The organism is Pseudomonas sp. Kh14, assembly GCF_900291005.1.
Classification (GTDB): Bacteria; Pseudomonadota; Gammaproteobacteria; order Pseudomonadales; family Pseudomonadaceae; genus Aquipseudomonas; species Aquipseudomonas alloputida.
In genome coordinates this window covers 216,510-239,584 of record NZ_OLKJ01000038.1, presented here as the reverse complement: position 1 = coordinate 239,584, position 23,075 = coordinate 216,510, and the positions used below count along the sequence as shown (strand labels likewise).

Here is a 23,075-nt window from a genome sequence, read left to right as displayed (position 1 = left end):
CGTCGTAGGAGCGGGCTTGCCCGCGAAGAGGCCGGCACAGGCGCCAAAAATTCAAATCCGGTCACCGGCCCAGATACACCTCGACCACCCGCTCATCTGCCTGCACCTGCTCCAGCGAGCCTTCCGCCAGCACGCTCCCCTGGTGCAGCACGGTCACATGGTCGGCAATGCTGCCGACGAAGCCCATGTCATGTTCCACCACCATCAGCGAATGCTTGCCGGCCAGGCCCTTGAACAGCTCGGCGGTAAATTCGGTCTCGGCATCGGTCATGCCGGCCACCGGTTCATCCAGTAGCAGCAGTTGCGGCTCCTGCACCAGCAGCATGCCGATCTCCAGAAACTGCTTCTGCCCATGCGACAGCAAGCCGGCCTGGCGCTGGGCCAGCGGCAGCAGGCGTAGGGTGGTCAGCACTTCCTCGATGCGCTGGCGCTGGTCACCGCTCAGGCGCGCGGCCAGGCTGGCCCACACCGACTTGTCGGTCTTCAGCGCCAGTTCCAGGTTCTCGAACACGGTCAGCGCTTCGAACACTGTGGGCTTCTGGAACTTGCGGCCAATGCCGGCCTGGGCGATCTGGTATTCGCTCATGCGGGTCAGGTCGAGGGTGTCGCCGAAGTAAGCCGTGCCGCTGTCGGGGCGGGTCTTGCCGGTGATTACGTCCATCATCGTGGTCTTGCCGGCGCCGTTGGGGCCGATGATGCAGCGCAGCTCGCCCACCCCGATGTACAGGTTCAGCGTGTTGAGCGCCTTGAAGCCATCGAAGCTGACGCTGATGTCTTCCAGGCTCAGCACCGTACCGTGCCGGGTATCCAGGCCGGCCTTGCGGCTGTGGCCCAGGCCGATGGCATCGCGCCCGGCGCCGAGGTTGTCGAATACCGGTTCCAGCATGAACTCCGGGTGGACTGGGGGCACGCCTCTCATGGCTGGCTCCTTTTCTTCAACAGGCCGACCACGCCCTTGGGCAGGTACAGGGTAACGAGGATGAACAACGCGCCGAGGAAGAACAGCCAGAACTCGGGGAAGGCCACGGTGAACCAGCTTTTCATGCCATTGACCAGGCCGGCACCGAGCAGCGGGCCGATCAGCGTGCCGCGCCCGCCCAAGGCTACCCAGACGGCGGCTTCGATCGAGTTGGTCGGCGACATCTCGCTGGGGTTGATGATGCCCACCTGCGGCACGTACAGCGCACCGGCCAGGCCGCACAGCACGGCGCTCAGTACCCACACCAGCAGCTTGAAGCCGCGCGGGTCGTAGCCACAGAACATCATGCGGTTTTCAGCGTCACGCACCGCGGTGAGCAGGCGGCCGAACTTGCTGCGGGTCAGGCACCAGCACAGGTACAGGCTGGCCAGCAGCAGGCCCACGGTCAGCAGGAACAACACCGCGCGGGTGCCCTGGGCTGCAATGTCGAAGCCGAGGATGGTGCGGAAGCTGGTGAAGCCGTTGTTGCCGCCGAAGCCGGTTTCGTTGCGGAAGAACAGCAGCATGCCGGCAAAGGTCAGGGCCTGGGTCATGATCGAGAAGTACACGCCCTTGATCCGCGAGCGGAAGGCGAACCAGCCGAACACCAGCGCCAGCAGCCCGGGCGCCAGCACCACCAGGCACAGGGCCCAGGCGAAATGCTGGGTACCGGCCCAGTACCAGGGCAGCTCGGTCCACGACAGGAAGGTCATGAACCCGGGCAGGCCTTCGCCGGCGGCCTGCCGCATCAGGTACATGCCCATGGCATAGCCGCCCAGGGCGAAGAACAGGCCATGGCCCAGGGACAACAGCCCGGCATAGCCCCAGACCAGGTCCAGAGCCAGGGCGACGATGGCGTAACAGAGAATCTTGCCGACCAGGGTCAGGGTGTAGGCCGACACGTGCAGGGCATGATCTGCCGGCAGCAGTGAGCACAGTGGCAAAGCCACCAGCAGCAGGACGACGACGGCACCGATGGCAAGGGTCAGGCGTGGGCCGGCCTTTTGCGTAGCAGTGACAAGCAGTGGCTGGTTCATCAGTCGATTACCCGTCCCTTTAGGGCGAACAGGCCTTGCGGGCGTTTCTGGATGAACAGAATGATCAACGCAAGGATGAGGATCTTGCCGAGTACGGCACCGATCTGCGGCTCCAGCAGCTTGTTGGCGATGCCCAGGCCGAACGCGGCCCAGAGGCTACCGGCCAGTTGCCCGACGCCGCCGAGCACCACCACCAGGAATGAATCGATGATGTAGCTCTGGCCCAGGTCCGGGCCGACATTGCCCACCTGGCTCAAGGCCACGCCACCGAGCCCGGCGATGCCCGAGCCAAGGCCAAAGGCGAGCATGTCGACGCGCCCGGTGGACACGCCGCAGCAGGCGGCCATGTTGCGGTTCTGGGTGACTGCGCGCACGTTCAGGCCCAACCGGGTACGGTTGAGCAGCAGCCAGGTGAGCAGCACCACGGCCAGGGCGAAGCCGATGATGACCAGGCGGTTGTATGGCAGCACCAGGTTGGGCAGCAGCTGGATGCCGCCGGACAGCCAGGCCGGGTTGCTCACCTCGACGTTCTGCGCGCCGAACAGCAGGCGAATGGCCTGGATCAGGATCAGGCTGATACCCCAGGTGGCCAGCAGGGTTTCCAGTGGGCGGCCGTACAGGTGGCGGATAACCGTGCGCTCCAGCGCCATGCCTACCCCGGCACTGACGGCGAAGGCCACCGGCAGGGCAATCAGCGGGTAGAACTCGATGGCGCCTGGGGCAAAGCGCTGCAGCAGTACCTGGACCATGTAGGTACTGTAAGCGCCGAGCATCAGCATCTCGCCATGGGCCATGTTGATCACCCCAAGCAGGCCGAAGGTGATCGCAAGGCCCAGCGCTGCCAGTAGCAGGACCGAACCCAGCGACAGGCCGCTGAAGGCCTGGCCGAGCAGTTCGCCTACCAGCAGTTTGCGCTTGACCTGGGCCAGGCTCGTTTCGGCGGCTGTGCGCACGCCCGGGTCGCGTTCCGCATCGGGCTGCAGCAGGGCTTCGAGGCGGGTGCGGGCCAGCGGGTCGCCAGTTTCACCTAACAGGCGCACGGCGGCCAGGCGCACTGCTGGCTCGCTGGCGCCCAGTTGCAGGTTGGCCAGGGCCAGGCCGAGGGCGGCCTGTACGGCGGCGTCCGGCTCGGCGGCGAAGCGCCGGTCGAGGAAGGCCATTTGCGCGGGTTGTGCGCTTTTCTGCAATTGCTGGGCGGCGGCCAGGCGGGTGTCGATGTTGTCGCTGAGCAACTGATGGCTGGCCAGGGCGTTGTCGATCAGGCCGCGCAGGCGGTTGTTCAGGCGCACCTTGCGGGTGTCGTCGGCAGCGATGCGGCCTTGGCGCAGGTTTTCCAGCAGCGGCAGGCGCGCAGCATCGGGTTGTGCTGCCCAGCCTTCGAGCAGTCGGCCTTGCTCGGCGGGCTTGGCGGTGAGAAAGAATTCGCCCTCGCTGGCGTGGGTTGCCAGGGGGATTAGCAGCAGGAGGGTGAGCAGGAGTCTGAGCATGCGGGCAATCCTGGGAATCGGTGTTGGATTCTTCGCGGGTGAACCCGCTCCTACAGGGATTTCACCGGTGGGGATCCTGTAGGAGCGGGTTCACCCGCGAATGGGCTGCAAAGCAGCCCCATGCACTCAGTTACCTTTCACGGCGTAATCTGGCCGCTTGTCATTGCCCGGAATGAACGGGCTCCATGGCTGCGCCCGCAGTGGCTGCTCGGTTTCCCACACCACGCTGAACTGCCCGTCATCCTGAATCTCGCCAATCATCACCGGCTTGTGCAGGTGGTGGTTGGTCTTGTCCATGGTCAGGGTGAAGCCCGACGGTGCCTCGAAGCTCTGTCCGGCCAGTGCTTCACGCACCTTGTCGACGTCGGTGGACTTGGCTTTCTCCACCGCTTGCGCCCACATGTGGATGCCTACATAGGTGGCTTCCATGGGGTCGTTGGTCACGGCCTTGTCGGCACCTGGCAGGCCCTTGGCCTTGGCGTAGGCCTTCCAGTCGGCGACAAACTTCTGGTTGACCGGGTTATCCACCGATTCGAAGTAGTTCCATGCCGCCAGGTGGCCCACGAGCGGTTTGGTGTCGATGCCGCGCAGTTCCTCCTCGCCCACCGAGAAGGCCACGACCGGCACGTCGGTGGCCTTCAGGCCCTGGTTGGCCAGTTCCTTGTAGAACGGCACGTTGGAGTCACCATTGACTGTGGAAATGACAGCGGTCTTGCCGCCGGCAGAGAACTTTTTGATGCTGGCGACAATGGTCTGGTAATCAGCGTGGCCAAACGGTGTGTACACCTCTTCGATGTCCTTGTCGGCCACGCCTTTACTGTGCAGGAATGCGCGCAGGATCTTGTTGGTGGTGCGCGGGTAGACGTAGTCGGTGCCCAACAGGAAGAAGCGCTTGGCGCTGCCGCCGTCCTCGCTCATCAGGTATTCCACGGCCGGGATCGCTTGCTGGTTCGGGGCGGCGCCTGTGTAGAACACGTTCGGCGACATCTCTTCGCCCTCATACTGCACCGGGTAGAACAGCAGGCCGTTGAGTTCTTCGAACACGGGCAGAACGGACTTGCGCGACACGGAGGTCCAGCAGCCGAACACCACGGCCACTTTGTCCTGGGTCAGCAGTTGGCGGCTCTTTTCAGCGAACAGCGGCCAGTTGGACGCCGGGTCGACCACCACCGGTTCCAGCATCTTGCCGTTCACGCCACCCTTGGCGTTGATCTGCTCGATGGTCATCAGCGCCATGTCCTTGAGCGATGTCTCGGAAATGGCCATGGTCCCGGAAAGCGAATGCAGGATACCGACCTTGATGGTCTCGGCGGCCTGGATACTCCAGCTCAGGCCCATCGCCGCAATCGATGCGCTGAGGGTAAGGGCCTTGATCAGACTGCGACGCTTCATGTGCTCTCTCCGCTGAGTTTTTTATGGTGTTGGGCAAGCGGGGAGGGCGTTGCAAGGGGTGTGCCTAGTGGCGAAAGGTGCGGTTTAGAGGGGCTGTGCGAGGTGTTGGGGCGTTGGTTGGATCCAGGTTGGTGCCTGATGGATTTGTGTGCACAAGATTGGGGCCGCGGTGCGGCCCATCGCGACACAAGGCCGCTCCCACATCGGACGGTGTACACCGTGCCTTCTTGGGAGCTGCCCCCGAGGCCATCAGCCGTTGCGCACGGCCGTGCGGGGATGGCGCCTGCTGCGTACGAGCTGGTAGGTCACTGCCAGCACGACAAACCAGATTGGTGTCACCACCAGCGCTGAACGCGTATCCGCTTCCAGGCTCAGCAACACCAGGATGAACGCAAAGAACGACAGGCACACGTAGCACATGAAGCGCCCGCCCGGCATCTTGTAGTTCGATGCCTGGTGCAGCGCCGCGCGGTTTTTGCGGTACTTCAGGTATGACAGCAGGATCAGCGTCCACACGAACATGAACAGTACCGCCGACACGGTGGTGACCAGGGTGAACGCCTCGACCACGTTCGGCACCAGGTAGATCAGCACTGCACCGAGCAACAGGCAGGTGCACGAGAAGTACAGGCCGTTGGCCGGCACCGAACGGCTCGACAGTTTTTCAAAGGCCTTGGGCGCGTCACCTTCCTGCGACAGGCCGTAGAGCATGCGGCTGGTGGAGAATACGCCGCTGTTGGCCGACGAAGCCGCCGAGGTCAGCACCACGAAGTTGATGATGCTCGCTGCCGCCGGCAGGCCTGCCAGCACGAACAACTCAACGAATGGGCTCTTGCCTGGCACCACGTCGCGCCACGGGGTCACGGCCATGATCGCGATCAGCGCCAGCACATAGAACACGATGATGCGGATCGGGATCGAATTGATCGCCCGCGGCAGGGTGCGTTCCGGGTTCTTCGCTTCGGCGGCGGTGGTACCCACCAGCTCGATGCCGACGAAGGCGAACACGGCGATCTGGAAACCGGCGAAGAAGCCCATCAGGCCATGGGGGAACATGCCGCCGTCATTCCACAGGTTGGCCAGCTGGGCGGTGCGCCCGCTGGGCGAGGTGAAGCCGGTGATGACCATGTACAGGCCGGTAGCGACCAGACCGAGGATGGCAACGATCTTGATCAGGGCGAACCAGAACTCCATTTCGCCGAACATTTTCACTGTAACCAGGTTCAGCGACAGCAGCAGCCCTACGCAGGTCAGCGCCGGTATCCACTGCGGCAGGTCGGGGAACCAGAACTGCGTGTAGGCGGCGATCGCGACCACGTCGGCAATGCCGGTGACCACCCAGCAGAACCAGTAGGTCCAGCCAGTAAAGTAGCCGGCCCAGGGGCCGAGCAGATCGGCGGAAAAGTCGATGAACGATTTGTAGTTCAGGTTCGACAGCAGCAGTTCGCCCATGGCGCGCATGACGAAGAACAGCATGAAGCCGATAATCATGTAGACGAAGATGATCGATGGCCCGGCCAGGCTGATGGTCTTGCCTGAGCCCATGAACAGACCGGTACCGATCGCGCCGCCGATGGCGATCAGCTGGATGTGGCGGTTGGTCAGGTTGCGTTGCAGGTGCGGTTCATCTGTCGCTATGGGTGAGGTTTGCGTCATAGGCTGCAGTCTTCTTGTCAGAGGTAGCCGGCTAGGCTAACACGCGCGTTCCAGATCGGGGCGCGACAGATCGACTCTGCATTTTCGGCTCAGCATTTCGCCTGTACCGGCCTCTTCGCGGGTAAACCCGCTCCTACAAAGGCAACACGGTCCCTCGTAGGAGCGGGTTTACCCGCGAAGAGGCCAGCACAGGCAATACAAGGCTCAAGCGCTGGCCAAGACCCGGCGGCGCCTCACCACCAAACTATCCACCCCCCACATCACCACCATCGACACCCCCACCAGCGGGAACATCACCCCCAGTACCAGCATCACTGCCACCGCCGCCTTCCAGCGTGGCAGGTCATGACGCAAAGGCGGTACGCCCAGGCCGCCTTCAGGCCGGCGCTTCCACCACATCACCAGCCCGCTCACCGAACCCAGCAGAATCATCAGGCACACCAGCAGAATGATGATCTGGTTCAGCGCCCCGAACATCTTGCCTTCGTGCAGCATCACGCCCAGTTCGGTGGCGCGGGCGACCGGGCTGTAGTCGTGCCAGCGCACATCGGCCAGAACCTTGCCGGTGTATTGGTCGACATGCAGGGTGGCGTCGTTGCGCGGGTCGTCGGCGAACACGGCAATGGTGAACACCCCGTCGGCAGTGGTGGGCAGGGTAATGCTGTAGCCCGGCTCGACCTGACGCGAAGTGGCAATGTCTTCGACGTGCTGCACGCTCACCTGGGGCGCTGCGGGCATGTCCGACATCATGTGGTGCCCGGCGTGCTCGGCGTGTGCACCGGACTGTGGCATCGGCGTGTTTTCCATGGCCCAGGGCACGGTCTGGCGGTGTGCGCTGTTCAGCTCACGCGCCTGCTGGTCCGACTTGGGCACGTCGTTCCACATGGCTGCCGGGAAGCGGTTCCACAAATCAGCGTACTGCTTGCCCCACAAGCCGGTCCAGGTCATGCCGCTGATCAGCATCAACAACAGCAAGGCCGCACCCCAGAAACCGGTTACCGCGTGCAGGTCACGCCAGAGCAGCCGGCCGCGTGCCGTCAGCCGCGGCCAAAGCACGCCAGCGCCACTGCGCCCGCGCGGCCACCACAGGTACAGGCCCGATACCACCAGCACGATGCCCCAGCCCGCAGCCAGTTCCACCAGCCGGTCACCGACCGTGCCGACCATCAGCTCGCCATGCAGGGCGCGGGCGATGGCCTGCAGGTTCTGCTTGCCGTCCTGTTCGCCGAGGACCTTGCCACTGTATGGGTCGACGAACACGTTCAGTTCGCGCCCGCCGTCATGCACCACGAACTGCGCACTGCGCTCGGCGTTCAGTGGCGGCAAGTACTGGGCGATGTGGCCCTTTGGGTAGGCTTGGCGCACTTCAGCCAGCATCGTGTCTGCGCCCTGCCGGTGCTGGCCGGCCTCGACCACCATCAGGTCGCGGTACAGCAGCGGGTCGAGCTGGGGCTTGAACAAGTAGATGATCCCGGTGATTGCCAACAGGATCATGAACGGGGCCACGAACAGCCCCGCATAGAAATGCCAACGCCAGGCCAGGTTGTAGAAAGAGACGCGTGTTCCTCTCATGGGAACCTCCTTTTTGACCAGCTGAAAGGCGCAACCGAAGCTGCGCCCGTTGTTGTCAGAAGCTGAAGTCGACCTTGGTCCAGAAGGTCCTGCCTGGCTCGTTGACCGGCTGTGGATCTGTAGCCGGGTAGCCGAACCCGGCGTTCCCGGCCAGGTTCAAGTGCTCGGCGTAGGTTTTGTCGAACAGGTTGTCGACCCCTGCGCTTAGCTTGAGGTTGTTGTTCACCTTGTAGGCGCCGTTCAGGGAGAACACGCCGAAGCCGGCGCTCTTGTCGTAGTCCTTGCCGACGACGTTCCCTTGGTTTTCGGCAATGCGGTTCTGTGCCGCCACCAGCCGCCACAGTGCGCCGACGCTCCACGCATCGCGGCTGTAGGTCAGGCCCAGGCGGCTTTCCAGGGGAGGCATTTGAGGTAGCGCCTTGCCGTCACTGCTGTTCTTGCCCCAAGCGTAGGCAAGCGTGGCGTCGGCCTTCCAGTTGTCAGTCAGCTGGTAGGCGGCGCCCAGTTCGCCACCCATGATGCGGGCGTCGATGTTCTGCGCCTGCGAGGTGCTCATGCCCATCATGCCGGTGCGGTAGTCGAACAGGATGTAGTCGCGAATCTGCCCGACATAGCCCGAAGCCCAGGCCTCCAGGCGCTCGGTGCGGTACTGGATGCCGAAGTCGAGCTGGGTGGTTTTCTCTGGCTTGATGCCGTCGAAGGCGTTGGCTGCCCCGGCGGGTGCCAGCTTGGGTGAGAACAGCTCCCAGTAGTCGGGGAAGCGCTGGGCGTGGCCGAGGCCGATGTAGGTGGTGGCCGCAATGGCTGCCAGGTCGTGCTCGTAGCGGATGAAGCCGCTCGGCAGGGTGTCGGCACGGGTGTCGCCTCTGGTGGCGCTGGTTTTGCGGAAGTCACGCGCCGAGGCGCGGTCCAGGCGGGCGCCGGTTATCAAGCGGTCCTCGCCGCTGACGTACCAGGTCAGTTCGCTGAAGGCGCCGTAGTTGTGGAAGTCAGCGTCCTTGGTCCAGGCCTGGCCCTTGTGTGCGTCCACACCCATACCGCCACGCTGGCGATGTTCGTTGGTTTGCGCGTCTATGCCGCTGATCAGCTGCACGTCGGCCCAGCGCCAGGTGGCTTTGATGCGTGCGCCCATGGTGCGGCGGTCGACGTTGCTGACCATCGGCATGCCCATCATGCCGCTACCCGACGGCGTGCGCAGGCTGTAGTTATCCATCACATGGTCGGCGTAGTTGTAGTAGACCTGCGCCTCGACCTTGTCCAGCACCTCGCCGAGGTTGGACTTTTCAAAGCGCAGGCCCAGGCTTTCGCGCTTGAACTGCGAGCCGTCCATGCCGCGCCCGGCGTAGCGGGCTTCGCCATCACCCTTGCCGGCAGTCAGTTCCAGCAAGGTGTCCTGGTCGGGTGTCCAGCCGAGGGCGACATCGCCGTTCCACTTCTCCCAGCGCGACGGCACGGTGTCGTCGTTGCCGTCGTGGTAGTCGTCCGAGCGTGACTGGTTGCCGACGAAGCGGGCATAGGCCTGACTGTTGCCGGCAGCGGCATCCAGTACCTTGTCGAAACGGCCGTTGGAGCCGGCCAGCAGGCTTGCGTTGACGCGGCTGCCGAGGGTGCCGAATTTCTCCGGTTCGCGCTCGAAAAGGATGGTGCCTGCCGAGCCGCCGGGCCCCCAGATGACGCTCTGCGGGCCTTTGATCACGGTCAGGCGGTCGTAGGTTTCTGGCGAAATATAGGACGTGGGCGCGTCCATGCGATTGGGGCAGGCTCCAAGCATCAGGCCACCGTTGGTGAGGATGTTCAGGCGCGAGCCGAACATGCCGCGCAATACCGGGTCGCCGTTGGTGCCGCCGGCACGGATCGCCGAGAAGCCGGGGATGGTCTTCAGGTAGTCGGCGCCGTCGCTGGCCGGCACTGGCTGGCGCGGGTCTTTCGGGTTGGTGACCACGGTCAGCGGCGAACTCGGGGCCACGGCGGTGATCACCGTCGGGCTCAGCTCGGGTGCGTCGTGCATATGGTCTTCATGGCCAGGGTCGGCGGCCAGGGCCATGGGCGCGAGCAGCGAGCCGCACAGGGCGGCGATGGTCCCACGCAGGGACAAGGCAAAAACAGGGGTGCAGCCGGACATAATGATTCCAGTCGATCAGTCATGAGTTAGCGCGAAGCCTCCTGGCTTCGTGCGCAAAATGTGGTTTCAGACGTTGATCGAAGAAGGCGGGGCGCGGCTGCGCGCACCAGGGAATACAGCCTGCCGGGCATGGCCCTGGTGCGTTGGCGCAAGCAGGTGGGTGGTGGGGACGATGCTGCCGGCGCTGAGCGGGCTGAGGGCCTGGGGCAGGGCCGGGCAGTTGAACAACAGGCTGCAGTAACCGCACTTTTCCCACATCACATGCAACTGGCCATCGCCGCCGTGGCCGTGATGGGCGTCGCCGCCATGCTGATGGGCAGCCGCCATCGGCATGTCCATCGGCATGTTCATGCCCGCGTGGTGGTCCATCGGCATCGACTGGGAAATCAGCGGGCCGATGAAGATCATCCACATGGCGAACAGGCTCAGCCATCCGCCACCGGCGCGCCTGAGGTCAGGGCGGGTGGTACGGCCGATGCTGTGGCGCGGCAGGCTCATGGCGCGTGCCTGTCAGCAGGTATCAGTGCGCGTGTTCGTGGGCTTGCGGCTGGTCCGCAGGCGCCTGCTTCTGCACGGCCACTTCGACGGTGATGTCGCCGGCCTTTTCGAAGTGCAGGGTCAACGGGAAGCGTTTGCCTTCGCTGAGCAGGCTACGGTCCTTGGGCTGCATCAGCATCACATGGTAGGCACCGGGGGCAAAGGTCAGGTCCTTGCCGGCAGGCACTACCACGCTGGGCACCTGTTGCATCTTCATGGCGCCAGTGGCGCTCATGGCATGCTCATGCAGTTGCGCATCATCGCTGATGGGGCTGTCGACGCTGAGCAGGCGGTCATCAGCCTGGCCATTGTTGTGCACCACGAAATACGCGGCGACGTTAGGCGCGTTGGGTGGCAACTGCAGCGACCACGGGTGGGCAATGTGCAGGTCACCCACGCTGTATTCGTGGGCATTGGCAAAGGCGCCCGGCAGCAGCAGGGCGGCCATGACGAGGGCGTGCTTGAGCATGGTGAATCTCCGTTTCCGTTCTGGTTCAGGCAGACAGCATGATGAACTCAGGCTAGTGGAGAGGCACGAGGGTTTAGCCCAGGCCAGAGCTGGCGGGGCGTGGGTGTGTACTTGGCAGGTGGCGGCAGCAGCCCGCTGAGCAGTGTCGGCGGGTTGTGCAACTGTGGCGGGTAGCCGGGCAGGGCCAGCAGCGGCACGGCACCGGAGCAGCACCAGCAGTTCATCATGCCGACGCTGTCGTCACTTTGCGGGCCTAGGTCGATCTTGGCCAGGGCCTGAACGTCGACGTTGGCCTTGTTGGCCATGCTGGAACAGAAAGCCCCCCACAGCAACTGCTCGGCCGGGCCCTTGGGCGCAGCAGAAGACAGCGGCATGGCCAGCAGGTTGAACAGCACTGCAAGGCAGGCTATCCAGGCAATGTGCCGACGTGGGGGCATGGAGAGATCCGGTCAGGAATCGTGGTGGCTATTGTACGGCGGAGTATAGGTAAAAATGCCGGGGTGCGGTGAAGTGACGCAGGTGGTCTGGTAATGGGGCGCAAAGCGCCCCCAGCATTTTCAAGCCTTGCCGCGCCCCATAAGCCCACGCACGGTCTCCTGCAGATCCGCGGGCAACACCACCACCTTGGCATTGCTGCTCCCCGCCAGGTTCTCCATCGCGCCCACATAGCGTTCGCCCAATAGGTACATCGCCGGTACGGTCTCGTTGCCCACCGCTTCCTTCACCAGCGAAATCGAGCGCGCCGAGGCCTCGGCCAGGCTGATCTGTGCCTCGGCATCCAGCCTGGCCGCCTGCAGGCGCGCTTCTGCTTCGAGGATCGCCGCCTGCTTGGCCCCTTCGGCGCGGGTAACGTCGGCCTTGCGCTCACGTTCGGCCGCGGCCTGGCGTTCCATGGCCAGCTGCATGTTTTCCGAAGGTTTGATGTCTTGAATCTCCACCGAGCGTACGGTCACGCCCCAGTCTTCGGTCTGCTCGGACATTGCATCGCGCAGACGAGCCTTGATCTGCTCGCGGCTGGATAGCGCCTCGTCGAGGTCCATTGCACCGACGATGGCGCGCAGCGAGGTCATGGTCAGGCTGGTGACGGCGAACGAGAAGTCCTGCACGCCATACGAGGCTTTCTGCGGGTCGACTACCTTGGCGAAACACAGGGCGTTGGCGACGATTACCGCGTTGTCTTTGGTGATGATTTCCTGCTGCTGCACATCGAGGATGATGTCCTTGGTCGGCAGGCGGTAGGCGACCACGTCCATGTAGGGGATGACAATGTTCAAGCCCGGCTTGAGGGTGCTGTGGTAGCGGCCCAGGCGCTCGACGATCCACTCCTCGCCCTGGGGCACGATGCGCACCCCCTTGAACACGGTGATCAGGACGAACAGGGCGATGGCGCCGACGACGATGAGGCTGGTCATGTTGCAAAATTCCTTTTAATGCGGATTCAGGCCCGGATAACGCGGGCGGTGTTCCCCTCAATGGCGGTCAGGCGTACCCGCTCGCCGACGGCGATCTGGCTATCGGCGACGCAGGTCCATTCTTCGTTGCCGAGGATCGGCTTCTGAAAGCGTACGCGGCCTTTCTGGAACTCCGACACGGGAGCGGTCAGCAGGCCCACTTCGCCGATCACGCTGTCGGCAGTCCAGCGCACATCCGGTTGCTTGCGCCGGAACACTTTGAACCACAGTACGGTGGTGGCCGACGATAGCAGTACCCACAGCAGGACCTGCATGTCCAGTTGCAGGCTGGGTGCGGCGAGCGAGATCAGCGAGACCAGCACGGCGCCGATGCCGAACCAGAGTATGAAGAACGTTGGCAGGACCAGTTCAAGCAGGATCAGCGCGATGCCGAAGACCAGCCAGATCCACCATTGCATTTCCATATGGGTGAAACCTTCCGGGGGAGGGGCGTCGAGTTTAAGGCAGCAGAGCGGCAACGGGCCACTGGGTTGGTTGGAAGAAAAGTCTGAAGTCTTTGTAGGAGTGCCTTTGTGTCGGGAAAGGGCAGCGCCTAGAGGGCGAGCGCTGTTGCCAGGTCCACCAGTGAGTCGAATGTCCGGTCCACCTCCGGTAGTGTCGGACGTTTCAGGACGAGCACCGGCACGCCAAGCTCCCGCGCCACTTCCAGCTTCGGCTCGGTCGCCACACTGCCGCTGTTCTTGCTGATCAACACATCGATGTGGCGGCGCTGGAACAACGCCCGCTCATCCTCGATATGGAACGGCCCACGTGCGCCAATCACTTCACAGCGCTCGTTGCCAGGGCACGCCTCCAGCGCACGCAAGGTCCAGAACTGCTCTGGCGGAATCTCGTCCAGGTGCTGCAGCGGCTCGCGTCCTAGCGTGAACAGTGGCCTGCGGAACGGCTTCAGTGTTTCGATCAACCCTGCCCAATCCTCGACTTCTCGCCAGTCGTCCCCCGCTTGCGCCTGCCAGGCGGGGCGGCGCAAGGCCCAGCACGGGATGCCGGCGTTGCGTGCGGCGCTGGCGGCATTGCGGCTGATTTGCGCGGCATAGGGATGGGTGGCGTCGATCAGCAGGGTGATGCCCGCTTCGCGCAGGTAGCGGGTCAGGCCCTCGACACCGCCATAGCCCCCGACCCGCACCTGGCATTCCAAGCCCTGCGGCACGCGGCCGATACCGGCCAGGCTGTAGACATGTCGAGGCCCGAGCCGGCGGGCGATAGCCAGGGCTTCAGTGACCCCCCCCAGCAACAGGATGCGCGCAGTCATTGCACACCCGCCTGGCCGACGATGCCGCCTTGGCGGTCGATGGCGAACACTTCCACGTGCACCTGCGCCGGCACGACGCTACGGGCGAAGGCCAGGGCGTGGGCACACACCGCGTCACCCAGGGCAATGCCGGCCGCATGAGCCAGGGCGAGCGCTTGCTGGCTGGTGTTGGCGCTGCTGATGGCAGCCTGCAACGCCTCGTCAGCGCCAATGTCTGCGGCCCAACCTGCCAGTTGCGGCAAGTCGATGCTGGAGTGACGGCTGTGCAGGTCCATGTGCCCGGCGGCCAGTTTGCTGATCTTGCCGAAGCCGCCGCACAGGGTCAGGCGCGGCACCGGTACCTTGCGCAGGTGCTTGAGCACCGCGCCGACGAAATCGCCCATTTCGATCAGGGCGATTTCCGGCAGACCGTAGACGCGGCGCATGGTGTCTTCGCTGGCATTGCCGGTGCACGCGGCTATGTGCGTGTAGCCATTGGTGTGGGCCACGTCGATGCCTTGGTGGATCGAGGCAATGTAGGCCGCGCAGGAGAACGGCCGCACGATGCCGCTGGTGCCGAGGATCGACAGCCCACCGAGAATGCCCAGACGCGGGTTCATGGTTTTCAGGGCCAGTTGCTCACCACCTTGCACATTGACCGTGACCTCGAAGCCGCCAAGGTAGCCGCACGCGTCGGCAAGGTGTTGCAGGTGTTCACTGATCATGCGCCGAGGCACCGGGTTGATGGCCGGTTCACCCACCGCCAGCACCAGCCCCGGCCGGGTCACCGTGCCCACGCCGCTGCCGGCGACAAAACCAATGCCAGGTTCTGCCAGCAGGCGCACCTGGCTATAGAGCAGGGCCCCGTGGGTCACGTCCGGGTCGTCACCCGCATCCTTAAGGGTGCCGGCCTCGGCGCACTCGCCGATCAGGCGGCAGAATTCCAGGCGCATCTGCACAACCTTGCCTTTGGGCAGGGTGATGTCCACTGCATCATCACGCTGCCCGGTGAGCAGCAGCTTGGCCGCTGCCAGGCTGGTGGCGGTGGCGCAGCTGCCGGTGGTAAGGCCGCTGCGCAGAGGCGCGGGCTGTTCGCGGGTTTCTTCACGCATCGGCGGGTTTCAGCACTTCCAGAAGGGTGATCGGCAGCGCCTGGCGCCAGGTGTCGAACGCACCCAAGGGCTGGGCATGAGCGACATGGATACGGGTCAGCTCACCACCGTGCTGTTCGCGAAAGTGCGCCAGGGTCAGTTCGCTTTGCAGGGTGACGGCGTTGGCCACCAGGCGGCCGCCGGGGCGCAGGCTTGCCCAGCACAGGTCCAGTACACCTGTGCGGGTAACGCCGCCTCCGATGAAGATCGCATCCGGTTGTTCCAGGCCTTGCAGCGCCGCTGGCGCTTGGCCGCGAACCAGTTGCAGGCCGGGTACACCCAGTGCATCGCGGTTATGCTCAATCAAACCCTGGCGACCTTCGTCGGCCTCGATGGCCAGGGCACGGCATGACGGATGGGCGCGCATCCATTCGATGCCGATCGAGCCGCAACCCGCGCCCACATCCCACAACAGTTCGCCAGGCTGCGGTGCCAGGCGCGCCAGAGTGATGGCGCGGACATCACGCTTGGTCAACTGGCCATCGTGCCGGAATGCGGCGTCCGGCAACCCGGCCAGCCGGTGCTGGCGGGGGGCATCCGGTGTAGCCAGGCATTCGATGGCGACCAGGTTGAGCGCCGCGATACCGGTGTGCGGCCAGTCCTGGGCGGTGCCGGCCAGTGCACGTTCGTCCACGCCCCCCAAGTGCTCGAACACCTGCAGGCGGCTTGGGCCGAAGCCGTGCTCGCGCAGCTGCGCGGCAATTGCCGCCGGGCTGTCGCCATCGTTGCTCAGCACCAGCAGGCGCATGCCGCTGTACAAGTGGGCATTGAGCGCCGCCAGGGGGCGGGCCACCAGCGACACCACCTGCAGGTCCTGCAGCGGCCAGCCCAGGCGGGCAGCGGCCAGGGCGCTGGAAGAGGGCATCGACAGCACGCGCATTTCTGCAGCAGGCACCTGGCGCGCCAGGCTGGCGCCGACGCCGTAGAACATAGGGTCACCGCTGGCCAGTACGCACACCGGCTCGCCGCGCAGGTTCAACACCGGGGCCAACGAGAACGGGCTGGGCCAGGCCAGCTGTTCAGCGGTCACGCAACGTGGCAGCAAGGCCAGCTGGCGCGGGCTGCCGAAGACCCGCCCAGCGCCCAGCAGGGCGCGCCGGGCCTGTTTGCCCAGGCCGCTGAAGCCGTCTTCGCCGATGCCTACTACTGTCAGCCAGGGTGTCATGTATTTCGATCCGCCATTTTTGGGGCCGCTTCGCGCCCCTTCGCGGGCAAGCCCGCTCCTACAGATACCGGGCAGCCTGTGCAGCCTGCAGTGATCCTGTGGAAGCGGGCGAGCCCGCGAAGAAGGCGACGCGGTCCTGAATTTCTACTTAATCGCCGAGGATGCTCGACCACCGGCTTTTCATGCCACCGGACAAAGCAGGCATAATACCGCGCCTTCTACACTCAAGCGCACTTTCACAGATTGCCGGACACCCCATTGACCCAGGCCGAAGCCCCCACTGTCATCCCTCGTCCCTCGGCCTGCCCGGGGTTGTGGCGTATCGTCAGTGCCCGTGATGGCGGCATCTGCCGTATCAAGCTGCCGGGTGGCCTGCTGCTGGCCGAGCAGGCCGAAGCCGTGGCGGCGGCGGCCGAGCGCTTTGCTGGCGGCGTGATCGAGGCCACCAACCGTGGCAACCTGCAGATTCGCGGCATTGGCAGCGAGCATCGCGCTTTGGTCGAGGCACTGCTCGCAGCTGGCCTGGGACCACGCGATGCCGCGGGTGACGATGTGCGCAACGTGATGCTCAGCCCGCTGGCCGGGCATGACCCGCTCATGCTGCTGGACGCCAGGCCGCTGGCCGGGCAGATCCTCGACCTGTTGGAAGGCACCCCGCGCTTTCACCAGCTGTCGGCCAAGTTCGCTGTGCAGCTGGATGCAGGCGAGCGCCTGGCGATGCTCGAGCACCCTCATGACCTGTGGCTGTCGCCCCTGCACCTGGACCAGCAGACCTGGCTGGCGTTTGGCCTGGCAGGTTGCCCGGCAGAGGGCCAGGCGCTCGGTGCGGTGCCGCTGGCGCAGGGCCTGATGCTGGTGCGCGCCGTCCTGGAGCACTTCCTCGATCTGGCATCCCCCACGCACACGCGCATGCGCCAGCTGCTTGAGGTGTACCCGACAGCCGATTTTGTCGCTGGGCTCGGCCTGGATATCCGCCGCGATGCTGCCGTGCTCACCTGGCGGCGTGAACCGCACCGCGCCTCGTGGTTGGGCAGATTGCCCCAGGCGCAGGGTATTGCCCTTGGCGCTGCCCCGCCGCAAGGCCGCCTGACCCCCGCGATGCTGCGTGGCGCCGCACGTATTGCCCGTGAACTGGGCGATGCCAGCATGCGCCTTAGCCCTTGGCAAAGCCTGGTGCTGACCAACCTGCAAGCGCAGCACATCGATCAGGCCCTGGCCGAACTGTCTGCGTTGGGGTTGCTGTGCCACGACCATGAACCCCTGGCGCGTATCAGCGCCTGCACCGGTGCCAGCGGCTGCGCCAAGGCCCTTGCCGAGACCAAGGCTGACGCCGTTGTCCTGGCCGCGTTGTTGGGCCCTGGCGTGCCTGCCAGCGTGCACCTGTCCGGCTGCCCCCGTTCCTGCGCCGTGGCCCATGTTGCCCCGGCCACCTTGCTGGCCCGTTCGCCGGGCCGTTACGACCTGTACCTGCGTGATGCGCGCCAGCCGGGTTTCGGTGCCCTGCGCGCCACCGACCTTACCTTGAATGAAGCAGGCGCCATGCTCGACCTGCCGACGGAGCACCTTGATGATTGACTACATCCGCGATGGTCAGGAGATCTATCGCAATTCCTTCCGGATCATCCGCGAGGAAGCCCGACTCGAGCGGATCCCCGCAGACCTCGAAAAGCTCGCCGTGCGCGTGATCCACGCCTGTGGCATGGTCGATGCCATCAATGGCCTGCAGTTCTCCGAAGGTGCCGGCCGGGCCGGGCGCGAGGCGCTGCTTAACGGCGCGCCGATCCTGTGCGATGCGCACATGGTGGCCGAAGGCATCACCCGGGCCCGCCTGCCAGCCGACAACAAAGTCATCTGCACCCTGCGCGACCCAAGCGTGCCGGGCCTGGCCAAAGATGCCGGCAACACACGTTCGGCCGTAGCCCTGGAGCTGTGGCGCCCGCACCTGGAAGGCAGCGTGGTGGTAATCGGCAATGCCCCTACCGCGCTGTTCTATCTGCTGGAAATGCTCGACGCCGGTGCGCCCAAGCCGGCGCTGATCCTCGGTTTCCCGGTCGGTTTCGTCGGGGCTGCCGAGTCCAAGGCCATGCTCGCCGCCGACAGCCGTGGCGTGCCGTTCGTGATCATGCAAGGCCGCCTGGGCGGCAGCGCGATGGCCGCCGCGGCGGTCAACGCCCTGGCCACGGAGGTGGAATGATGGCCCCGCGCGGACGACTGCTTGGCCTGGGCGTGGGCCCTGGCGATCCTGAACTGATTACCCTCAAGGCCCTGCGCCTGTTGCGTGAGGCACCGGTGGTCGGCTACTTCGTGGCCAAGGGCAAGCGTGGCAATGCCTTCGGCATTATCGAGGTGCACCTGCAGCCCGAGCAGACCTTGCTGCCGCTGGTCTACCCGGTCACCACCGAAGTGCTGCCGGCGCCGCTGTCCTATGAGCAAGTGATCAGCGACTTCTACGACGAGGCCAGCGTCCAGGTGGCCGAGCACCTGGATGCCGGCCGCGACGTGGCGGTGATTTGCGAAGGCGACCCGTTCTTCTATGGCTCCTACATGTACTTGCATGACCGCCTGGCGCAGCGCTACGAGGCAGAAGTGATCCCCGGTGTCTGCTCCATGCTCGGTGGCGCTTCGGTGCTGGGGGCACCGCTGGTGTACCGTAACCAGAGCCTGTCGGTGTTGTCCGGCGTGTTGCCCGCTGAAGAGCTCAAGCGCCGTCTGGCCGACGCCGATGCAGCGGTGATCATGAAACTTGGGCGCAACTTCCCCAAGGTGCGCGAAGTGCTGGCCGACCTGGGCCTGGATGGGCGTGCGCTGTATGTGGAACGGGCGACCATGGCCAACCAGAAGATCGTGCCGCTGGACCAGGTCGACCCGCAGTCGTCACCCTACTTCTCGCTGATCATCGTGCCGGGGGAAAAATGGCAGGGCTGAACATGCGCAGGGCACCGGCCATCGTCATTCTCGGCCCGGGCAGCCTGGCGACGGCGCAGCGTATCCAGGCCTGTTATCCACAGGCCACGATCCATGGCCTCGAGGGGCGTGTCGAGGGTGCGGACCAGTCGTACGCGTCGTTCGGCGATACCCTGCGCGGGTTGTACCAGCAAGACACGCCGATCATTGCGTTGTGCGCCGCGGGTATCGTCATCCGCAGCCTGGCCAGCCTGCTCAGCGAGAAGGGCAGCGAGCCGCCGGTACTGGCCGTGGCCGAGGATGGTAGTGCGGTAGTGCCGTTGCTCGGAGGCCTCGGCGGGGTGAACGTGATGGCACGCGAAATCGCTGACGCACTGGGCGTTTCCGCCGCCATCACTACCAGTGGCGAGTTGCGCTTCGGGACTTGCCTGCTGAACCCGCCGCAGGGCTATGCATTGGCCGACATCGAGCAAGGCAAGCGCTTTGTATCCGACCTGTTGGCGGGTGAGTCTGTGCGCATCGAAGGTAACGCCCCGTGGTTGCAGCTGGCGCAGTTGCCCGCCAGCGAAGCGGCGCAGCGCACCATCCATGTGGGGCATCAGGCGCGCCCGGCCAACCGCGACGAGCTGCTGATCCACCCGCGCCTGGTGGTCGTGGGCGTTGCAGGTGGCAATCTGCACAGTATTCGCGCAGCACTGCAGCAGGCCGGCATTGCCGAGCCCTCGGTAGCCTGCGTGCTGGCCGACGAGCGAACCATGGCCGACAGCGCGTTGCAAGAAGCTGCGCAGGCCCTGGGTGTCCCCTTGCGCTTCGCTACCCGCTCTGGCGATGTGGCCAGCATGGTCGCTGCGGCGGTGCCCGATGCCGAGTTGATAGCGCTTGAAGAAGTCGTGGTCGCGGTGGCGCCTGCCCCGGTCGACGTAGCGCAGGTCGGCCGCCGTCGCGGTCGCCTGGCGGTCATCGGCCTTGGCCCAGGTGCGGCGGAGCTGATGGTGCCGGCGGTCAAGGCCGAACTGGCGCAGGCCGAAGATGTGCTCGGTTACGAAACTTACGTGCGCATGGCTGGCCCGTTCCGCCGCGACCAGGTGCTGCACTGCACCGACAACCGCGAAGAGATGCAGCGTGCCAGACATGCCTTCGAACTGGCGGCCCAAGGCCGTTCGGTGGTGGTGGTCTCTTCGGGTGACCCGGGCGTTTTCGCCATGGCTGCTGCGGTGCTCGAAGCATTGCACGAATCCAGCGACCCCACCTGGCATCGCGTTGACCTGCAGATCTTGCCGGGGGTTTCAGCCTCGCTGGCAACCGCCGCCCAGGCAGGTGCACCGCTGGGGCATGACTTCTGCGTGATGTCGCTGTCGGACAACCTCAAGCCCTGGTCGATCATTGAAAAACGCCTGGACCTGGCTGCCCAGGCCGACCTGGTGCTGGCCTTTTACAACCCGATCTCCAAGGCCAGGCCACACCAGCTCGGTGTGGCCCTGGAGGTTGTGCGTCGACACCGTGACGGGAATACGCCTGTAGTCCTAGGCCGTGACATCGGTAGGCCGGGGCAGACGCTGAAGGTAGTCACCTTGGCCGAACTGCTGCCAGAAATGGTCGACATGCGCACCATGGTGCTGGTTGGATCTTCCACTACCTGCACTTTCGACCGCGCAGCTGGCGGGGTTTGGGTGTATACCCCGCGCTGGTATGGCGCAAAGCCGTAAGCGGCGGTAGCGCGGGCAGATGAGGAACTGCTTCGTGGCAGATTGAGGTAAAGGTCGTAGGTAGGTTTGCGGCTGGAGCTATTTGGCTCCGACCGTACCCTTCCTGGAGACCTTTCCCATGACGACCGATAAAGAGAAGCTGCAGCTTCAGGTTCTGCCGGACAAGAATCTGTTCGTGTTCCCCGACCTGATGGGTGAGCAAAACCGCGATGCTGCAAAGGCTTGTCATGCCCTGGCAACGCAAGGTGCCAACAAGCAGCATGACCCTATCCGTGAAACGCAACTCTGGTTCAAACACTACATCTACCTGATGTCCAAGATGGGCTGGGCGCCGACCAATGTCGATGTACAGCAGGTCACTGAACGCAATATGCGCCTTGAGATCAGCAACTTGCTGGGCAAGGGCCTGCAGGCGGCATATGGCGTTTTCACTGGTGATGTGGCAACCGCCCTGGACAATCTCGGCAAAACGGTTGTTTCAGCCTTGGCCGCCAGCACCAAAAACGTCGAGTTGCTCGACCGCAGGTCGGTTGAAGATGACCGAACCGGGCTGAGCCTTACCAAGTGCGAGCAGACGGACGGCGGCCAAGTGGCGATGCTGGTCAGTGCGATCCAAACCGACGCCAAGCCTGACAAGGCTGCCAACTATCTGCTGTTCAAGTGGGAAAGCAACGGTACTTCCAACTTTGCTTGTGGTGCGGTGTTGAATTTCGATAAGCGCCAATACGACAAAGTTCGCGCCATTATAGAAACCAAACTTGACGACAATGCCCTGCAGGTCCTGCTGGCACTGGAACTCTGACCATGAAGTTGGCCTGTCGACACGGCGTCGACGGGCTTGGAGGGCATACTGATGCAAGCCAATTACACTTTGTGGTTGAACGGCAATAGCTTGGTATTGATCAACAACAATGTCAGTGCTTCACGAGCAGAAGCACTGTTGGATATTCAGCTGGCAGCCTACCTGACCGCTAACAAGGGGCACGCCATTCAGGACGCTGATTGGCACAAGGACTATCTGCGAATTCAGGGTAACTTCGGCTGCACTGTCGCGACCTTGCATTCCGGCGCCGTGCCTGCTGCAACCGCAGTGGCCTGTGAACCGTGGAGCATGCTGCGGGCCAAGCTCTTGGCAGGTGTGCCCAGCGCCCTGCAGGGGCCGGTAGCCAGATGCCTCGACGTCTACTCCGCCCAACCAGACGGTGCCATGGAACAGTTGTTATGGACGGAATGTGTTCGGCCCCCGGACGATGAAGGCGTGAGCCATGTGCGTATGGAGTTGCGCCTGATACTGGCCGACTCAGGCGTCATCAGTACCGAGTTGGGCTTTAGCACAGCAGAGCATCTGGCGATGGATTGGCTGTGGCAGCCGCTGAATCTTTCAAGTGCCCATGCCACTCAGCAGTTCGATGCCAATTATTTCACCCATGAAAAAGTGATCAGTTCGATAAGTCCGGGCTTGCATGACGCTATCAAGGTCAAGCAATTGCAGTACCGCAGCCAGGTCAAACTTGCCACAACATCAGGAGTCGAAAATGAGTGAGTTCAATCAAGGTGTCGCCAGTGGCAAACTCGTCCACAGCAGCCTGCTGTCATTCTTGCCAGGTGTTAGCCGCGAAGCCCGTGACGACATCCTGTTGGCCAATGCGTTTGCCCAGCAAGTAGCCTGGGGGGACTTTAACGAAGGCCTGGAGCCGGACTGGTTCAGGAACTACTGGCGTAACCTTGCGTTTCTGGGCTTTGATGGCAGGCTCGCGCCCACTGCGACTCGACCGGGGCCCGACAGGGCCAGCCTTGCCGAGCAGGCGCTTGCCCAGGTTCGCCAGAAAGGCTCCGCCGGTCATTATCAATCTGCCCAGTCGTCGCTTCAGGCGCTGCGCAATGACAGCCAGGCACTGACCGCGTTTGAATCCAGGGCAGTCTCCAAAGCGGTCGGGCGCTTTCAGTTGCTGCCATGCTCACAGCAGTCGAGCGGCTTCATCGACATGGTGTTGGTCCACATGGAAATGTCGATGAAAAAGACCTCCAGGGACTTCCTGTTCATGCAGTTGAACAGTGAAGTAAAAATCCTGGACATGCGTGTCGAAGTGATCCACTTCAACTTGCAGGGGTTCCGCGAAGACTACCGCAAGCGGGCCCAGGCCAGTGTCGACAAGCAAAATGGCAAGGCTATCCTTGAGCTGCAATTGTAGGCCTGCGGCCTACCGATCTGGACA

22 protein-coding genes are annotated in these 23,075 nt (G+C 64.0%); 7 read left to right on the top strand and 15 right to left on the bottom strand.

The window, feature by feature from the left end:
* Nucleotides 1–61 precede the first annotated feature (61 nt).
* The 15 genes from urtD to FQ668_RS23450 form a co-directional block, all read right to left on the bottom strand.
* Complete coding sequence (gene urtD / locus FQ668_RS23520) at nucleotides 62–919, bottom strand: urea ABC transporter ATP-binding protein UrtD (RefSeq protein WP_144180699.1); 858 nt, start codon at nucleotides 917–919, stop codon at nucleotides 62–64.
* Entirely contained in the window at nucleotides 916–1,995 is a 1,080-nt protein-coding gene (urtC, locus tag FQ668_RS23515; protein ID WP_019437186.1) for an urea ABC transporter permease subunit UrtC, read from the bottom strand. Before urtC ends, urtD begins: the two co-directional genes overlap by 4 nt.
* Nucleotides 1,995–3,482 carry an urea ABC transporter permease subunit UrtB gene (gene urtB / locus FQ668_RS23510; RefSeq protein ID WP_014592563.1) on the bottom strand — a complete coding sequence of 496 codons (1,488 nt, stop codon included), beginning with the start codon at nucleotides 3,480–3,482 and terminating at the stop codon, nucleotides 1,995–1,997. The genes urtC and urtB overlap by 1 nt, the downstream gene beginning before the upstream one ends.
* A gap of 126 nt (nucleotides 3,483–3,608) precedes the next feature.
* Complete coding sequence (gene urtA, locus FQ668_RS23505) at nucleotides 3,609–4,874, bottom strand: urea ABC transporter substrate-binding protein (protein WP_003249642.1); 1,266 nt, start codon at nucleotides 4,872–4,874, stop codon at nucleotides 3,609–3,611.
* 249 nt (nucleotides 4,875–5,123) lie between these two features.
* Nucleotides 5,124–6,530 carry a D-serine/D-alanine/glycine transporter gene (gene cycA, locus FQ668_RS23500; protein ID WP_014592562.1) on the bottom strand — a complete coding sequence of 469 codons (1,407 nt, stop codon included), beginning with the start codon at nucleotides 6,528–6,530 and terminating at the stop codon, nucleotides 5,124–5,126.
* A 204-nt stretch (nucleotides 6,531–6,734) separates the two neighbouring features.
* Nucleotides 6,735–8,102 carry a PepSY domain-containing protein gene (locus FQ668_RS23495; RefSeq protein ID WP_144180697.1) on the bottom strand — a complete coding sequence of 456 codons (1,368 nt, stop codon included), beginning with the start codon at nucleotides 8,100–8,102 and terminating at the stop codon, nucleotides 6,735–6,737.
* Nucleotides 8,103–8,157: 55 nt separating this feature from the next.
* A complete protein-coding gene (locus tag FQ668_RS23490; RefSeq protein ID WP_070384401.1) occupies nucleotides 8,158–10,224 on the bottom strand; it encodes a TonB-dependent copper receptor in 2,067 nt (688 codons plus the stop codon).
* 66 nt (nucleotides 10,225–10,290) lie between these two features.
* Complete coding sequence (locus tag FQ668_RS23485; protein WP_014754592.1) at nucleotides 10,291–10,722, bottom strand: DUF2946 domain-containing protein; 432 nt, start codon at nucleotides 10,720–10,722, stop codon at nucleotides 10,291–10,293.
* A gap of 22 nt (nucleotides 10,723–10,744) precedes the next feature.
* Nucleotides 10,745–11,230 carry a copper chaperone PCu(A)C gene (locus FQ668_RS23480; RefSeq protein ID WP_014592558.1) on the bottom strand — a complete coding sequence of 162 codons (486 nt, stop codon included), beginning with the start codon at nucleotides 11,228–11,230 and terminating at the stop codon, nucleotides 10,745–10,747.
* A gap of 47 nt (nucleotides 11,231–11,277) precedes the next feature.
* Nucleotides 11,278–11,667: a DUF2946 domain-containing protein gene (locus FQ668_RS23475; RefSeq protein ID WP_144180695.1), complete on the bottom strand. Its 390-nt coding sequence runs from the start codon at nucleotides 11,665–11,667 to the stop codon at nucleotides 11,278–11,280.
* Between the two features lie 120 nt (nucleotides 11,668–11,787).
* Nucleotides 11,788–12,642: an SPFH domain-containing protein gene (locus tag FQ668_RS23470; RefSeq protein WP_014592556.1), complete on the bottom strand. Its 855-nt coding sequence runs from the start codon at nucleotides 12,640–12,642 to the stop codon at nucleotides 11,788–11,790.
* A gap of 26 nt (nucleotides 12,643–12,668) precedes the next feature.
* Nucleotides 12,669–13,106 (bottom strand): NfeD family protein, encoded by a 438-nt coding sequence (locus FQ668_RS23465; RefSeq protein WP_014592555.1) that lies wholly within the window; start codon nucleotides 13,104–13,106, stop codon nucleotides 12,669–12,671.
* Nucleotides 13,107–13,234: 128 nt separating this feature from the next.
* Complete coding sequence (locus tag FQ668_RS23460; RefSeq protein WP_014592554.1) at nucleotides 13,235–13,954, bottom strand: cobalt-precorrin-6A reductase; 720 nt, start codon at nucleotides 13,952–13,954, stop codon at nucleotides 13,235–13,237.
* Nucleotides 13,951–15,045 (bottom strand): cobalt-precorrin-5B (C(1))-methyltransferase, encoded by a 1,095-nt coding sequence (locus tag FQ668_RS23455; RefSeq protein WP_019437005.1) that lies wholly within the window; start codon nucleotides 15,043–15,045, stop codon nucleotides 13,951–13,953. The genes FQ668_RS23460 and FQ668_RS23455 overlap by 4 nt, the downstream gene beginning before the upstream one ends.
* A complete protein-coding gene (locus tag FQ668_RS23450) occupies nucleotides 15,038–16,249 on the bottom strand; it encodes a bifunctional cobalt-precorrin-7 (C(5))-methyltransferase/cobalt-precorrin-6B (C(15))-methyltransferase (RefSeq protein ID WP_014592553.1) in 1,212 nt (403 codons plus the stop codon). Before FQ668_RS23450 ends, FQ668_RS23455 begins: the two co-directional genes overlap by 8 nt.
* A gap of 243 nt (nucleotides 16,250–16,492) precedes the next feature.
* On the opposite strand from FQ668_RS23450, the gene cobG reads away from it, so the two are divergent.
* The 7 genes from cobG (at nucleotide 16,493) to FQ668_RS23415 (ending at nucleotide 23,051) form a co-directional block, all read left to right on the top strand.
* A complete protein-coding gene (gene cobG / locus FQ668_RS23445) occupies nucleotides 16,493–17,824 on the top strand; it encodes a precorrin-3B synthase (protein ID WP_172830942.1) in 1,332 nt (443 codons plus the stop codon).
* Nucleotides 17,817–18,443 carry a precorrin-8X methylmutase gene (locus FQ668_RS23440; RefSeq protein ID WP_014592551.1) on the top strand — a complete coding sequence of 209 codons (627 nt, stop codon included), beginning with the start codon at nucleotides 17,817–17,819 and terminating at the stop codon, nucleotides 18,441–18,443. The genes cobG and FQ668_RS23440 overlap by 8 nt, the downstream gene beginning before the upstream one ends.
* On the top strand, nucleotides 18,443–19,174 hold the full coding sequence (locus FQ668_RS23435; RefSeq protein ID WP_144180733.1) for a precorrin-2 C(20)-methyltransferase: 732 nt from the start codon (nucleotides 18,443–18,445) through the stop codon (nucleotides 19,172–19,174). Before FQ668_RS23440 ends, FQ668_RS23435 begins: the two co-directional genes overlap by 1 nt.
* Nucleotides 19,162–20,859, top strand: a complete 1,698-nt coding sequence (cobJ, locus tag FQ668_RS23430) for a precorrin-3B C(17)-methyltransferase (protein WP_144180693.1) — start codon at nucleotides 19,162–19,164, stop codon at nucleotides 20,857–20,859. Before FQ668_RS23435 ends, cobJ begins: the two co-directional genes overlap by 13 nt.
* Nucleotides 20,860–20,977: 118 nt before the next feature.
* Nucleotides 20,978–21,661: a hypothetical protein gene (locus tag FQ668_RS23425; protein ID WP_144180691.1), complete on the top strand. Its 684-nt coding sequence runs from the start codon at nucleotides 20,978–20,980 to the stop codon at nucleotides 21,659–21,661.
* Between the two features lie 51 nt (nucleotides 21,662–21,712).
* On the top strand, nucleotides 21,713–22,402 hold the full coding sequence (locus tag FQ668_RS23420; protein ID WP_144180689.1) for a hypothetical protein: 690 nt from the start codon (nucleotides 21,713–21,715) through the stop codon (nucleotides 22,400–22,402).
* Complete coding sequence (locus FQ668_RS23415; RefSeq protein ID WP_144180687.1) at nucleotides 22,395–23,051, top strand: hypothetical protein; 657 nt, start codon at nucleotides 22,395–22,397, stop codon at nucleotides 23,049–23,051. Before FQ668_RS23420 ends, FQ668_RS23415 begins: the two co-directional genes overlap by 8 nt.
* Nucleotides 23,052–23,075: the final 24 nt, after the last annotated feature.